Annotated in this window: 15 protein-coding genes; 13 read left to right on the top strand and 2 right to left on the bottom strand. The window is 33.3% G+C overall.

Annotated features, from left to right (window positions below; genetic code table 11):
* Window positions 1-47: 47 nt before the first annotated feature.
* The 6 genes from odhB to QMG60_RS05575 all read left to right on the top strand — a co-directional run bounded on the left by odhB (window position 48) and on the right by QMG60_RS05575 (window position 7600).
* Window positions 48-1295, top strand: a complete 1248-nt coding sequence (gene odhB, locus QMG60_RS05600; RefSeq protein WP_057115736.1) for a 2-oxoglutarate dehydrogenase complex dihydrolipoyllysine-residue succinyltransferase — start codon at window positions 48-50, stop codon at window positions 1293-1295.
* A 216-nt stretch (window positions 1296-1511) separates the two neighbouring features.
* On the top strand, window positions 1512-3995 hold the full coding sequence (locus QMG60_RS05595; protein ID WP_134138993.1) for a TonB-dependent receptor: 2484 nt from the start codon (window positions 1512-1514) through the stop codon (window positions 3993-3995).
* A gap of 58 nt (window positions 3996-4053) precedes the next feature.
* Complete coding sequence (locus QMG60_RS05590) at window positions 4054-4386, top strand: hypothetical protein (protein WP_134138992.1); 333 nt, start codon at window positions 4054-4056, stop codon at window positions 4384-4386.
* A gap of 20 nt (window positions 4387-4406) precedes the next feature.
* The gene (locus QMG60_RS05585) at window positions 4407-4709 is read left to right on the top strand and encodes a hypothetical protein (RefSeq protein WP_134138991.1); all 303 of its coding nucleotides are present in this window, start codon (window positions 4407-4409) and stop codon (window positions 4707-4709) included.
* Between the two features lie 5 nt (window positions 4710-4714).
* Window positions 4715-6265: a PepSY-associated TM helix domain-containing protein gene (locus QMG60_RS05580; protein WP_281867152.1), complete on the top strand. Its 1551-nt coding sequence runs from the start codon at window positions 4715-4717 to the stop codon at window positions 6263-6265.
* A 222-nt stretch (window positions 6266-6487) separates the two neighbouring features.
* Window positions 6488-7600 carry a PepSY-associated TM helix domain-containing protein gene (locus tag QMG60_RS05575; protein ID WP_281867151.1) on the top strand — a complete coding sequence of 371 codons (1113 nt, stop codon included), beginning with the start codon at window positions 6488-6490 and terminating at the stop codon, window positions 7598-7600.
* A 51-nt stretch (window positions 7601-7651) separates the two neighbouring features.
* Here the strand turns inward: QMG60_RS05575 and QMG60_RS05570 are convergent, their stop codons facing one another.
* Together QMG60_RS05570 and QMG60_RS05565 are read right to left on the bottom strand one after the other, a co-directional pair.
* Window positions 7652-7999 (bottom strand): membrane-binding protein, encoded by a 348-nt coding sequence (locus QMG60_RS05570; RefSeq protein WP_057115722.1) that lies wholly within the window; start codon window positions 7997-7999, stop codon window positions 7652-7654.
* A gap of 221 nt (window positions 8000-8220) precedes the next feature.
* Window positions 8221-9216, bottom strand: a complete 996-nt coding sequence (locus QMG60_RS05565) for a TlpA disulfide reductase family protein (RefSeq protein WP_134138986.1) — start codon at window positions 9214-9216, stop codon at window positions 8221-8223.
* 157 nt (window positions 9217-9373) lie between these two features.
* Between QMG60_RS05565 and aspS the strand changes: the two genes are divergently transcribed.
* The 7 genes from aspS to QMG60_RS05530 all read left to right on the top strand — a co-directional run bounded on the left by aspS (window position 9374) and on the right by QMG60_RS05530 (window position 15443).
* Window positions 9374-11125 carry an aspartate--tRNA ligase gene (gene aspS, locus QMG60_RS05560; RefSeq protein ID WP_134138985.1) on the top strand — a complete coding sequence of 584 codons (1752 nt, stop codon included), beginning with the start codon at window positions 9374-9376 and terminating at the stop codon, window positions 11123-11125.
* A 301-nt stretch (window positions 11126-11426) separates the two neighbouring features.
* Window positions 11427-11621, top strand: coding sequence for a cold shock domain-containing protein (locus QMG60_RS05555; RefSeq protein WP_007137066.1), 195 nt, complete (start codon window positions 11427-11429; stop codon window positions 11619-11621).
* Window positions 11622-11864: 243 nt separating this feature from the next.
* Window positions 11865-12230 carry an NADH-quinone oxidoreductase subunit A gene (locus tag QMG60_RS05550; RefSeq protein ID WP_057115716.1) on the top strand — a complete coding sequence of 122 codons (366 nt, stop codon included), beginning with the start codon at window positions 11865-11867 and terminating at the stop codon, window positions 12228-12230.
* Between the two features lie 159 nt (window positions 12231-12389).
* Window positions 12390-12938, top strand: a complete 549-nt coding sequence (locus QMG60_RS05545) for an NADH-quinone oxidoreductase subunit B (RefSeq protein WP_035646217.1) — start codon at window positions 12390-12392, stop codon at window positions 12936-12938.
* A gap of 1 nt (window position 12939) precedes the next feature.
* Complete coding sequence (locus tag QMG60_RS05540; protein ID WP_057115713.1) at window positions 12940-13461, top strand: NADH-quinone oxidoreductase subunit C; 522 nt, start codon at window positions 12940-12942, stop codon at window positions 13459-13461.
* A gap of 25 nt (window positions 13462-13486) precedes the next feature.
* Window positions 13487-14725: an NADH-quinone oxidoreductase subunit D gene (locus QMG60_RS05535; RefSeq protein ID WP_057115711.1), complete on the top strand. Its 1239-nt coding sequence runs from the start codon at window positions 13487-13489 to the stop codon at window positions 14723-14725.
* Between the two features lie 187 nt (window positions 14726-14912).
* Complete coding sequence (locus QMG60_RS05530) at window positions 14913-15443, top strand: NAD(P)H-dependent oxidoreductase subunit E (protein WP_057115709.1); 531 nt, start codon at window positions 14913-14915, stop codon at window positions 15441-15443.

The raw sequence follows: 15443 nt of genomic DNA, 5'->3' as shown, positions 1-15443 counted from the left end.
GATAGCTATCGGGATTAAAACCATAAAAACCTTAAACAAAAACAAAGATGATTTTAGAAATGAAAGTCCCATCACCAGGGGAGTCAATAAAAGAAGTTGAAATTGCAACTTGGTTAGTAAAAGACGGAGATTATGTAGAGAAAGATCAGGCTATTGCTGAAGTAGATTCAGATAAAGCTACTCTTGAATTGCCTGCTGAAATGAGCGGTGTAATTACACTAAAAGCTGAAGAAGGTGATACAGTTGCAGTAGGTGCTGTAGTTTGTTTAATTGATACAGATGCTGCAAAACCAGCAGGTGATGCAACAGCTCCAGCGGCTGAAGCTCCAAAAGCTGAGGCACCAAAAGCAGAAGCTCCAAAGGCTGAAGCGCCAAAAGCTGAAGCACCGAAAGCAGCTCCAGCAGCAACAAGTTATGCAGCCGGAACTCCATCTCCTGCGGCAAGAAAAATATTAGACGAAAAAAATATTGCTCCAGCAACAGTTTCTGGAACTGGTAAAGGCGGAAGAATCACTAAAGATGACGCTGTAAATGCAGTGCCTTCTATGGGAACTCCAACTGGTGGAAGCCGTGGAACTGAGCGTACAAAATTATCAATGTTACGTCGTAAAGTAGCAGAAAGATTAGTTTCAGCTAAAAATGAAACTGCTATGCTTACTACTTTCAACGAAGTAAACATGACGCCAATCAACCAAATTCGTAATGAATACAAAGATGCTTTCAAAGCGAAACACGGTGGTTTAGGTTTAGGTTTTATGTCATTCTTTACAAAAGCAGTTACAAGAGCTTTACAATTATACCCAGATGTGAACTCAATGATGGACGGTGATTACAAAATCGCTTATGATTTTGCTGACATCTCAATCGCAGTTTCTGGACCAAAAGGATTAATGGTTCCTGTGGTTCGTAATGCTGAATTATTGACTTTCCGTGGTATCGAAGCTGAAATCAAAAGATTAGCTTTAAGAGCTCGTGATGGTCAAATTACAGTTGACGATATGACTGGAGGAACTTTCACAATCACTAACGGTGGTGTTTTCGGAAGTATGTTAAGTACTCCAATCATCAACCCTCCTCAATCAGGAATTTTAGGAATGCACAACATCATCGAGCGTCCAATCGCTGTAAACGGTAAAGTTGAAATTCACCCAATGATGTACGTAGCACTTTCTTACGATCACAGAATTATCGACGGACGTGAGTCTGTTGGTTTCCTGGTTGCTGTAAAAGAGGCTTTAGAAAATCCAGTAGAATTATTAATGAATGGCGATGCTAAACGTGCTTTAGAATTGTAATTATAATAATTTTCTGCTATACAAAAAACCTGTTCATTAATACGAACAGGTTTTTTTTGCTTAATATTAGCTTAAAATCTCCTTAATTTGTTAATTTTTTAAACAAATGTAAATTTTACCCTTTAAAAATATTTTATTTAGAATAAATAAAAACAAACTTGCATGATTTATATTCAACATGTAAATTTGCGCTATTAAAATCAATTCTAAATAAAAATGAAATCTAAATTTACAATTTCTTTTTTGAGTTTTTGTTTTTTCTTATTAGCGGGCACAATAGCTTCTGCACAGGAAAAAGCAACTATTAAAGGTCAAATTAGTTTATCCAATGATGAAGCTGCTGATAATGTTTCGGTATCATTAAAAGGAACCAAAATAGGAACCAATACAGATAGCAATGGTTTTTATGAAATTAAAAATCTTAAACCAGGAAACTACGTAATTAGAGTTTCTGCTGTCGGGTACTCATCAAAAGAAAAAAGTATTACCTTAAATAACGGTGATGATTTAGTTGAAGATTTTATTATTAGCTCAAATTCAGAACAATTAGATGAAATTGTTTTAAATGGAAATGCTAAAAAAAACACATTTGCTCGTAAAGAAACACAACAAGTTTCAAGATTACCTCTTAAAAATCTTGAAAATCCACAAGTATATACTACAATTACAAGCGAACTTTTAAAAGAGCAAGTTGTTACAAATATTGATGACGCTTTAAAAAATGCTCCAGGATTAACACCGCTTTGGGCCTCTACGGGTCGTGGAGGTGACGGTGCAGGATATTTTTCGTTAAGAGGATTTGCTGTACAGCCAACTATGATTAATGGATTACCAGGATTATCAAACGGAGGTTTAGATCCTGCAAACATTGATAAAATTGAAGTAATCAAAGGACCATCTGGAACTTTATTTGGAAGTAGTTTAATCTCTTACGGAGGTTTAATTAACTTAACTACAAAAAAACCTTACGATCATTTTGGTGGAGAGGTTAGTTATACTGCTGGAAGTAATGGTTTAAACAGAGTTACTGCAGATGTTAATACTCCAGTAGACGACGAGCACAAAATTAATTTCCGTGTAAATACAGCTTACCACACAGAAAATAGTTTTCAAGATGCAGGATTCAAAAAATCATTCTTTTTTGCACCATCATTATCATACCAAGTTAGTGACAAACTTTCGTTTTTCATCAATACAGAATTTATGAACAACAAACAGACTAACCCTACTATGTTATTTTTAGATAGAGGTGCTGTATTGAGAGTTCATAATATGGATGAATTAGGTTATGATAATAAACGTTCTTACACTAGTAATGAACTTGCAATTGAAACACCATCATACAACTTACAAGGTCAAATGATGTACAAATTTAATGATCAATGGACTTCGCAGACTGTAGTTTCAAGAGGTTCATCTTCATCTGAAGGATACTATTCTTACATCTACGAAGGCACGCAATATGCTCCTGATGAGATAAGTGAAGGAATTGTTTTATCACGTTATATGAATTACCAAAATTCAACAACCCTAACAACTGACATTCAGCAGAACTTTATTGGCGATTTCAAAATTGGAAACATGAGAAACAGAATCGTTGCTGGTTTGGATTACTTTAATAGAGGATTAATTGACAATAGTTCAAATTATGTAACAAATGGTAATATTTACATTGGTAATCTAGATGTAGCAACTGTAAATCAGTATTTATACCAAATTACAGACCCAGCTAAATATATTACAAATGGAGATAATGGAAATCTAACTAAAGCAGGAACTGACGCTCTTATCGCTAATGCAGGAATTAGCATGAATAGAACAAAGCAAGAAGTTTATAGTGCTTATGTTTCTGATGTATTTAACTTTACTCCTGCTTTGTCTGCAATGGCAAGTTTACGTGTGGACCGTTTTATTACTGCTGGAAATGTAGCAACAAAAGATGATGATTTTAATCAAACTTCTTTTTCTCCTAAATTTGGTTTAGTGTACCAGCCAATTCTTGATAAAGTTTCGATTTTTGCAAACTATATGGATGGTTTCGCTAATTCTGCTCCAGTAACAGAAATTTTAGCTGACGGATCTACACGTCCAAGAACTTTTAAACCAGAGCATGCTAACCAATTCGAAATTGGAACAAAATTAAACGTGTTTCAAGATAAACTTTATGCAACATTCAGCTACTATGACATTCAAGTAAAAGATCAAGTTTACGTAATTTATGGTGCAACAACTCAAACAGCTTTCCAAGATGGAGCACAAAGAAACAAAGGTTTTGAAGCAGAATTCGTGGCAAATCCAGTTGCTGGTTTAAACATCGTTGCTGGTTACAGTTATGTTGATGCTATCTTAAACGCTGGAGATCCATCGTTTGTAGGACAAAGACCAGAAAGTTCTGGACCAAGAAATTTAGCAAATCTTTGGGCAAGTTATAAATTCCCTCAAGGAGATTTACAAGGTTTTGGTTTAGGTTTTGGAGGAAACTATGCTGATAAAAACTTAATCATGAACAGAAATGTTATAGGTCAGTTTGCATTACCTTCTTATACAGTTTTAAATTCATCAGTATTCTACGGAACTGAAAAATATACCTTGACATTAAAATTAGACAATATTACTAATGTTGACACTTACGATGGTTGGTCTACAATTCATCCAAGAAATATGAGAACTGTTGCAGCAAACTTCTCATACAGATTTTAATAAAAACATTCAACCACCTTTCTTGCAAGAGAAAGGTGGTTTTTAAATTTCTAAGATTATGATAACAATTGCCAGCCTTATCGTTTTTCTAGCTTTTTATACGCTTTATTATACTTCAAAAAGAGCGGTTTTGTCTTATGATTTAGGTTTTGAAAAATGGATGCAGAAAAATCCAAAACAGACAAAAATCATCGGACTAGCCCTTTTATTATCTGCTTATTTGATGTGGCTTTTTACTCAGTCTTTAGGCTGTGGTACTTTGATGTTTTTTGTTCAGCTAATGACAGTTGGAAGTTTAATCATTATACTTACACCATTAAAAAAAGTAAACAGTAAAGCACTTCTAGCAATCTTGATTATAGTTGCATTACTAGAACTTTATTATAATTAGAAACCTCATTAAATTAAAATATGCCGGCAAATTCAAAATATTTAAATCCTGCTTTTTGGCCTCGTTTTACCAAAATAACAGCTGCTATTTTAGGAGGATACTTTGTTTCTGTTACTTTTCATTTGGCTTTAGCTTCTTGGTTTAGTCGTGCAGATGTTTTAATAACAATGGCTTTTACTGGTTTTATTCTTTGGGTTGCTTTAATGGTAATTGCATTTTTAGCTAAAAGCGGCTGGAAAATCTGGGGAATTTACATCCTGCTGACTTTACTTTTTTGTCTTTTTATTTATCTGGGTCAAACTTATAACCATACGGCAAAATAATATTTATGAACAACCGTCATTACAATATCTATTTTCATACACATACTGTCAGCGGAATCGTTATCAGTGTAGTGCTTTTTGTAATTTTCTTTGCTGGATCTTTTTCTTTTTTTAGAGATGATATCATTAATTGGGAAAGAAGTGAATCTACAGCAATTACAAGAGAAATTCAGTTAGACTACAATAAAGCCCTGCAGCATCTTGATAAAAAATATGTTTTGCACGGAAGAAATATTACTATTTCTAAGCCTTCTACAGAAGAAAGAGTAGCTGTTTATATGGAAGGGACCAAAGATACTCTGGCTCCAGCCAAGCAAAAAGAAGGACAGTTTTTTTATTTAAACACAAAAAACTTTAAATCTTTTACTTATGAAGAATCATATTCTTTAGGTGAGCTATTATATCGTTTGCACTTCTTAGCACAAATTCCTTATCCAATAGGATATTATCTTTCAGGTTTTACAGCTCTATTTTTCCTATTCGCAATTGTAACTGGAGTATTGCTTCATTGGAAAAAAATTGTATCTAACTTTTATATGTTCCGTCCGAAAGAAAAATTAAAAACACTTTGGACAGATGCGCACACGGCGCTTGGAATGATTGGTTTACCATTTCAATTCGTATATGCAGTTACAGGTGCTTTTTTTATGATCAAACTTTTGATCGTAGCTCCCGCAGTAATGGCTCTATACAATGGCGATCAAGATAAATTGTATAAAGAATTAGAATATAAAGATCCTGATTATAAATTTGAAAATAAGAAACTAGCAGCTCCTTTTAATATTGATGAGCTGGTTGCTAAAACAAAAAAGAATTGGTCTGATTTTGAAATCACACGCGTTTTTATTCAAAACTACGGCGATGCGAACATGCATGTTTTAGTTGAAGGAGAACTTTTAAGCCACAAAAAATTTACTGGAATCGGAAAAGTTGTTTACAGAATTGCTGATGGAAAAGAAATTGCTAAAAAAGATCCGATCTCTCAAACGAGTTACTTAGATGTTGTAAAAAATGTTTTATACCGCATTCATTTTGGTGATTATGGCGGATATGCTTTAAAAATCGTGAGCTTTATTTTAGGAATTATTACCTGTTTTGTAATTATCTCTGGAGTTATGATTTGGTTGGTTGCAAGACAGAAAAATAATATGCCTGAAAAGAAAAGACGATTCAATGCAGCTGTTGTTCGCATTTATCTGGCTATTTGTTTGAGCATGTATCCAATTACTGCTTTGGCTTTTATTGGAAGTAAAATTTTCTATCCGTTGAGCCAATCGAATCTATTTACGCTTTATTTTGGCGGATGGTTATTACTTGCAATCTTCTTTATCATTAAAAAGAACGATGCTTTTACCAATAAATTCTGTTTAATTTCAGGAAGTTTTTTAGGATTTTTAATTCCAATTACAAACGGAATTGTTTCAGGAGATTGGTTTTGGACATCTTTCTTAAACAACAAAATTCAAATTTTCTTTATTGATGTTTTCTGGATTTTCCTGGCTTCGATTTCATTATACGTTGCCTACCATTTAAAATCTAAAAAAGCGGTTGCTTAATTATTTTTTTTCCACAGATTATAAGAATTATAGTTTTTTTTTTAATTAAAGTGAACAAAACAAAAATCTGCTTAGATCTGTAGAATCCGCGCAAAAAAACTTTGTGCCTTAGCGTCTTTGCGCTATCTAAATCTTTTGCATAAACATCCATAACAAATAAAATAATCTACAATAATTTGTCCCATATAAGTTTTGAGCCTACTTTTACGCTTTTAATCAAAAATGGGATTCAAAACCAAAATACGTTTTCTGCATAAATGGCTCGGATTAATTTCTGGGCTTATTGTTTTTATAATCAGTATTACAGGCTGTATTTTTTGCTTTCATGATGAAATAAAAGATGTTACAAGAAAAGAATGGCGATTGGTTGAAACTCAAAACAAACCGTTTATACTGCCTTCTGTTTTAGAAAAAAAAGCAAAAGAGATTGTTCCGAAGAATAAAACGAGCATGGTTTCTTATTACGGCAAAAACCGTTCAGCAATTGTTTATACTTATTCTGAAACTGAAAATTTATACCTCTATTTCAATCCTTATACTAGTAAATATTTAAAAGCAGAAAATCCAGAAACAGATTTTTTTATTATTGTTGAATACATTCATTTGTATTTACTTCTTCCCGATTATATTGGAAAACATATTATTGGCGGTGCGACCATTATTTTTATTCTGTTATTAATTTCTGGACTTATACAATGGTGGCCTAAAAAGAGATCCGACCTTAAAAGAAGTCTCACAGTAAAATGGTCTGCAAAATGGCGTCGGGTAAATTATGACTGGCATAATACTTCTGGTTTTTACATTTCGATTATAGCATTAATTTTAGCCATTACCGGACTTACCTTTACTTACGAATGGGTTGGCGACGGAATTTACAAAACATTTAATTTTGGCGGCGACAAAGCAGTCGAAACAAAACTTCCTGTAATTGACACAACTCAATTCAAAACCAATTCAATTACAGCAATAGATCGCGCTTATATTCAAACCACAAAACTACAGCCAAATGCCGAAATGTTTTTTGTATTAATCCCGCAGCAAAAAGGAGATATTATTAGTACAGGCGCTTATCCGCACACGTTAAGATACGATCATCAAAGCAATTATTACTTTCATCCAAATGATGGGAAATTAATTGATAAACAACCTTTTGAAAACAAAACTCTGGGATTACAGATTGTCGAAATGAATTACGGAATTCACACCGGCCAAATATTAGATTTACCCGGAAAAATTATTGCTTTTATAGCAAGCTTATTTGCTGCAGCGCTTCCTGTAACTGGATTTATTATTTGGTACGGAAGAAAATACAAAAGAAAAAGATCTAAGGCATAAAAAAACCGCTCTGAAAAGAACGGTTTTATTTATCTCAATAAATCTTTTTAATTAATTTCTATTGGCTACAGGGTTTTTCTGTAAATTCTTAACAGAACTAACTTTACTATCTACATAAGCTACTTCAGAAAGATTTTTTTCATTGAAAAACATCCATTTTCCAGTTTTTAATCCATCTGCATATTCACCTACTACAGTTTTATTTCCGTTTTCATCATAAGATACCCAAACACCGTCCAATTTTCCATCTTTAAAAAAGCCTTCCTGCTGTATTTTTCCATTGTCATAATAGTAAGTAGCTTTTACTTTATTTCCAACAGCTTCCAATTCAGGTTTTGTTTCTTGTGCTGTTAGAATTCCAGAGAATAACACAGCCGCTAAAATCACACACTTTTTCATATCTTTAGGTATTAAATGTTATTGAATGTTATCAAATTGTTATCAAATATAGTTAATACTTTACATTAAACAAACTTTTACTTAACAATTTGGTAACATTGAATAAAAACTTAACATTGGAAAAGTATTAACAATAAAAAAACCAGCGCTCAAGCACTGGTTTTACTGGTATTTTAGAAAAAACTCTAATTTACGATAACGTTATAAATTTCGTAAATAATTTAGTTCAATAATGCACTTAGCTGTTTATCAAGTTCAGGATCAGATGGTCTAGGCGCTTCAGACTTCACAACATTTCCTTGTGGATCAATTAAGATAAATCTCGGAATTCCAGTTACACCATAATTAACGACAAACTCAGATTCCCAGTCTTTATCTGCAAAAAGCTGTGTACCTCCCAGATGTTTATCTGTCACAAACTTTTTCCATTTTTCATTGTCTTTCAATTTATCAATAGAGATACTTACGAATTCAATGTTTTTCCCGTGATATTTTTCCTCGATCTTTTGAAGATACGGAATTTCAGCTCTACAAGGCGCGCACCAAGTTGCCCAAAGGTCAATGTAAACATATTTCCCTTTTAAGTCAGACAGTTTTGTTTTTCCGCCTTTAAAGTTGTCGTAATTAAAATCTGGAGAAGCTTTTCCAACCATTTTATTAGCTTTTGCAGCTCTTTCATATTCTTCAGCAGCATATTGGTGGAAACCGTCAAAACTACGTTTTAGTGCTGTTTTAAATTCTGGGTCAAAATTTCCTTTTTCAAGACTTTCTGTATCTGCTTTTAATTTAGCATCAAGTAATGCTGTAAATTCCCCTGATTCTTTAGAAAAAGCATCTTTCTGAAAGTTTTCATCTTTTAAAGCTTGCTGCGCCAAAAAGTTACTTTCATCTACACCTTTACCTTTATATACAATAGTCTCATCAAATTCTTTAGCGTTCATGGTCAGATTAACTTCAGAATTTGGTTTTAAATATAAATTTGAAGATTCTGTTCCATCAGAAAACATATAAAATCCTTTTGGAGCATCAAAAGCCGCAGTAAAAACCTCTTTTTTATTGATTGGAATTACTTGCTTAAAATTATCTTTTCCTTTAATAACTAAAGTGTCACTGTTTCTATTTGATATTTTAGCCGTGAACTTAATCGAATTTTTACTTTGACCAATAACATTCAAAGCATTAAAAATTACCAACCCTGCAACAAAAAGTTTTTTCATAGGTATTTAAATTTGTTTTTAATGATTCAAAACTAAAGAATTTAAAGCTTCGTGATTTAAGAATTAACAAAATATTTAAAATTATTCTACATCAACTTATCACTTTACTATATTAATTTGAATTTTGTGTTTACTTTTGCAGTCTAAAATTTGCATCATGTATAGAAGTCATAATTGCGGCGAACTAAATGCCTCAAATATTAATACGGAAGTTACTCTAGCGGGCTGGGTACAAAAGTCACGCGATAAAGGATTTATGAATTGGGTTGACTTACGTGACCGTTACGGAATTACACAACTTATTTTTGATGAAAGCCGTACCGATAAAACAGTTTTTGAATTGGCTAAAACTCTAGGAAGAGAATTTGTTATTCAAGTAAAAGGAACTGTAATTGAGCGTGAAGCTAAAAACAAAAACATTCCAACTGGTGAAATCGAAATTTTAGTTTCTGAACTAACGATTTTAAATACTGCTTTAACTCCTCCATTTACAATTGAAGATGAAACTGACGGTGGAGAAGATATCAGAATGAAGTATCGTTATTTAGATATCAGAAGAAATCCTGTAAAAAACAGTTTATTATTCCGTCACAAAGTGGCAATGGAAGTTCGTAAATATTTATCAGATTTAGATTTCTGCGAAGTAGAGACTCCTTATTTAATTAAATCTACTCCAGAAGGAGCAAGAGATTTCGTTGTACCGAGCCGTATGAACGAAGGACAGTTTTATGCTTTGCCACAATCACCGCAAACTTTCAAACAACTTTTGATGGTTGGAGGAATGGATAAATATTTCCAAATCGTGAAATGTTTCCGTGATGAAGATTTACGCGCAGACCGTCAGCCGGAGTTTACACAAATCGACTGCGAAATGGCATTTGTAGAACAAGAAGACATTTTGAATGTTTTTGAAGGCTTGACAAGACATTTATTAAAAGAAATTAAAGGTATTGAAGTAGATAAATTCCCTAGAATTACTTACGACTATGCCATGAAAACATACGGAAATGATAAACCAGACATCCGTTTCGGAATGAAGTTTGGCGAATTAAACGAATTTGCACAGCATAAAGAGTTTCCAGTTTTTAATAGTGCCGAATTAGTTGTCGGAATTGCAGTTCCTGGAGCAGGAAATTATACTCGTAAAGAAATTGACGGGTTAATTGACTGGGTGAAACGTCCGCAAGTTGGAGCATCAGGAATGGTGTATGTAAAATGCAACGAAGACGGAACGTTTAAATCATCTGTAGACAAATTCTACGATCAAGAGGATTTAACAAACTGGGCAAAAGCTACAGAAGCAAATCCGGGAGATATGATTTTTGTACTTTCTGGTCCTGCAAACAAAACACGTGCACAGCTTTCTGCACTTCGTATGGAATTAGCAACTCGTTTAGGATTGCGTAAACCAGAAGAATTTGCACCATTATGGGTTGTAGATTTCCCATTATTAGAATTAGATGAAGAAAGCGGCCGTTATCATGCTATGCACCATCCATTTACTTCTCCTAAACCAGAAGACATGGCTTTGCTAGAAACAGAACCAGGAAAAGTTCGTGCAAATGCTTATGATATGGTTTTAAACGGAAACGAAATTGGCGGAGGATCTATTCGTATTCACGATAAAGCTACTCAGCAGTTAATGTTTAAATATTTAGGGTTTACCGAAGAAGAAGCAAAAGCGCAATTTGGTTTCTTAATGGACGCTTTCCAATTCGGAGCGCCTCCTCACGGTGGTTTAGCTTTTGGATTGGATAGATTAGTTGCTATTTTAGGAGGTCAGGAAACTATTAGAGATTTCATTGCTTTCCCTAAAAATAATTCTGGACGTGATGTTATGATTGATGCACCTGCAGCAATTGACGATGCACAATTGAAAGAATTACATATTAAAATCGATTCTATCTAAATTATAGAAATTAAATACCTAAAAGCGCCTGAAAAATTTTCAGGCGCTTTTTTTATATGAAAACATCAAAATAATCTTAAAATAATCATTTTTCGAAATATGAAATTCTTACAAATGGCTTGTTTTTATATTCCTACAATAAATGATTCTCAAATTATGGTATTTCATATAAAATTTGATGCAATAAACTACGTAAAAACACTGGAAATCAATAATTTTTACAAAAAATTAACACCTTAGTGTCTTTTGTATGAATTTATATGTTACATTTGCTTTATTATAAATTATTATTACAATTACAATGCGTACAGGTACAGTAAAATTTTTCAATGAATCTAAAGGTTATGGATTCATTACAGACGAAGAAACAGGAAAGGATATCTTCGTTCACGCTTCAGGAATTAACGCGGAAGAATTACGCGAAGGAGACCGTGTAAGCTATGAAGAAGAAGAAGGAAGAAAAGGGAAAGTTGCTGCTAAAGTAGCAGTAATCTAAGAAAAATATAGCAATTTATTTTTTTTGCCTCTGAATGGTCTAGAAAACGTTTCGATTAATATCGAGACGTTTTTTTTTTCTCTTTTCTTAAAATAATATTAAAATAACGTCCTGTTATTTATAATCAATAAAAATTAGGCATAAACGCTATTTCGTACCTCACTTAAAACCTTTTTTAGCTTGTGTTTTACAGAGTTGAAAGTTATCTTTGTGGCTCATTTTTTAAGTAAAAAATCGAAGTTTATGCAATCTGATCAATACAGTTACATTCCTATTTTAATGCAGTTTATTCTAGCTGTTGGTTTTGTAGTAGGAACAATCATTATTTCTGGAAAATTAGGACCAAGAAGAACCTCTGAAGTTAAAGATAAAAACTTCGAATGCGGTGTCGAATCTGTTGGTAATGCCCGTATTCCGTTTTCTGTTAAATATTTCCTAGTTGCCATTTTATTTGTATTGTTCGACGTAGAGGTAATTTTCCTTTATCCTTGGGCGGTAAACTTCAAAGATTTAGGAATTGAAGGAATGCTGAAAATGTTAGTTTTCATGTCATTACTTTTAGTTGGTTTCTTTTATATCATCAAAAAGAAAGCACTAGAGTGGGAATAAGAAAATTTAGATTTCAGATTTTTGATTTTAGATTGTTTTGATTTAGAATTTTAGATTTGAAAGCTTAATTTCTCAAAATACAATAATGATTTTAAAAATATAGATCATAGACTAAGATTTGAAAAAATCTAAAATCTAAAATCTAAAATCTAAAATAAAATGAGCGATTCAAAAGTAAATATGGTTGCGCCACCGGAAGGAGTTGTAGGAGAAGGTTTCTTCGCTACAAAACTTAATGATGTTGTTGGTTTGGCACGCGCGAATTCTCTTTGGCCTTTACCTTTTGCAACATCTTGTTGCGGAATTGAGTTTATGGCAACAATGGCTTCACATTACGATTTGGCACGATTTGGATCTGAGCGTGTGAGTTTTTCTCCACGTCAAGCAGATATGTTATTAGTAATGGGGACTATTTCAAAAAAAATGGCACCTATCTTAAGACAAGTATACGAACAGATGTCAGAACCTCGCTGGGTAATTGCAGTTGGAGCATGTGCTTCATCAGGAGGAATATTTGATACTTACTCTGTTCTTCAAGGAATTGACAAAGTAATCCCTGTTGATGTTTATGTGCCAGGATGCCCACCAAGACCAGAACAAATCGTAGATGGAGTAATGAGACTTCAAGAATTGGTAAAAAGCGAATCTGTGAGACGCAGAAGCTCACCAGAATACCAAGAATTATTAGCTTCATATAATATCTCATAAGATGGCTTTAGAAAATACCCAGATTCAAGATAAACTTACAGAAACATTTAATAACGATGTTTTTAACTTTCAACAAGAAAGAGATATTTTTTCTTTAGAAGCTTCGGCTGATAAAATTACAGCGTTGATTTTATTCCTTAAAAACGATCCAGAATTACGTTTTCATTTCTTAACTGATTTATGTGGTATTCATTACCCAGACAATGAAGCAGAACGTCAATTTGCAGTTGTATATCACCTGCACAATTGGTACGAAAACAAAAGATTAAAGATCAAAGTTTTTCTAAATGGTGAAAAACCAGAAATCAAATCAATTTCAAATATCTTTTTAAGTTCAAACTGGATGGAAAGAGAAACATACGATTTCTTTGGTATCAATTTTATTGGTCACCCGCAATTGAAACGTATTTTGAATATGGACGAAATGGTGTCTTTCCCGATGAGAAAAGAATTCCCAATGGAAGACAGCGGAAGAACTGATAAAGACGACAGATTCTTTGGAAGAACAACAACAAATTGCTAAAAAATAAATAATTCAACATTATAAAATGTCAGAACTATTATTACCACCAGAGCATCGTTATGCTAAAATAATTAAGGAGAAACTAAACGAAGACGGAAGTGAACTTTCAGTTCTGAATTTAGGTCCGACACACCCTGCAACACACGGTATTTTTCAAAATATACTGTTGATGGATGGGGAAAGAATTCTTGAGGCTGAACCAACTATTGGTTACATCCACAGAGCTTTCGAAAAAATCGCCGAAAATCGTCCTTTTTATCAAATTACACCTCTTACAGACCGTATGAACTATTGCTCCTCTCCTATTAACAATATGGGATGGTGGATGACTTTAGAAAAATTATTAGGTATTGAAGTTCCTAAAAGAGCACAGTACTTAAGAGTTATCGTAATGGAATTGGCTCGTATTACAGACCACTTAATCTGTAACTCGATTTTGGGTGTAGATACTGGTGCGTATACTGGTTTCTTATACGTTTTTCAATTTAGAGAAAAAATCTACGAAATCTACGAAGAAATTTGTGGAGCTCGTTTAACTACAAATATGGGAAGAATTGGTGGTTTTGAAAGAGACTGGTCTCCAGAAGCTTTCAAAAAACTAGATACTTTCCTTGAAGAATTTCCAATTGCTTGGAAAGAATTCGAAAACTTATTTGAAAGAAATAGAATTTTCCTTGATAGAACTGTAAATGTAGGCGCAATTTCTGCTGAACAAGCAATGGCTTACGGATTTACAGGTCCAAACTTGCGTGCTGCGGGTGTTGATTATGATGTTCGTGTTGCACAGCCTTACTCATCTTACGAAGATTTCGATTTTATTGTTCCTGTTGGAAAATCAGGAGATACTTATGATCGTTTCTGTGTGCGTAATGCTGAAGTTTGGGAAAGTTTAAGCATTATTCGTCAGGCGTTAGAAAAAATGCCTCCAGGAAACGAATATCATGCTGAAGTTCCAGATTACTACCTTCCTCCAAAAGAAGATGTTTACACTTCTATGGAATCTTTAATTTATCACTTTAAGATCGTAATGGGAGAAGTTCCTGTACCAGTTGCAGAAATTTACCACCCGGTAGAAGGAGGAAACGGAGAAATCGGATTTTATTTAGTTACAGACGGAAGTAGAACTCCATATAGATTACATTTCAGAAGACCATGCTTTATTTATTACCAAGCATATCCAGAAATGATCAAAGGTGCTTTACTTTCTGATGCAATTGTTATTTTATCAAGTTTAAATGTAATTGCAGGTGAATTAGATGCCTAAAAATTGTAGAATTTAGATTTTAGATTGCTGATTGAGAATGCATTTAGAATTTAGATTTAAAATTATAATTAGGAATTGAAAAATTCAGATTGAAGAATCTAAAACTTAAACAATGATTGAAGAATCATGGATTGTAGAGAAAGATTGAAAAAATCTAAAATCTAAAATCTGAAATCTAAAATTAAAAATGGAACGTAAACATTACAAACAAGAAATAAACATGACCGAAGCATTGATGAACCGCATCAATGAATTGATCAGTCATTATCCTGAGGGCAAACAAAAATCGGCTTTACTGCCTGTTTTGCACGAAGTTCAGGATGCACACAACAACTGGCTTAGTATTGAACTTCAAGATAAGGTTGCTGAAATTCTTCAGATAAAACCGATTGAAGTTTATGAAGTGGTTACTTTTTACACCATGTTCAACCAAAAGCCAATTGGTAAGTATATGTTTGAGTTTTGCCAGACTTCTTGCTGCTGCCTGCGTGGTGCCGAAGATTTAATGGATTATACTTCTGAAAAATTAGGCATTAAAATGGGCGAAACAACTCCAGACGGAATGTTTACCATTGCTGGTGTAGAATGTTTAGGTGCCTGCGGATATGCTCCAATGATGCAGTTAGGTGATTTCTACAAAGAGAAATTGACAGAAGAAAAAATCGATCAGATTATTGCTGATTGTAGAGATGATAAAATAATATTACACGATAAATAA

Source organism: Flavobacterium sp. GSB-24, from assembly GCF_027924665.1.
In the GTDB taxonomy this organism is placed as follows: domain Bacteria; phylum Bacteroidota; class Bacteroidia; order Flavobacteriales; family Flavobacteriaceae; genus Flavobacterium.
Note: the sequence above shows the minus strand (reverse complement) of the source record. Positions and strands in the feature narration are given on the sequence as shown.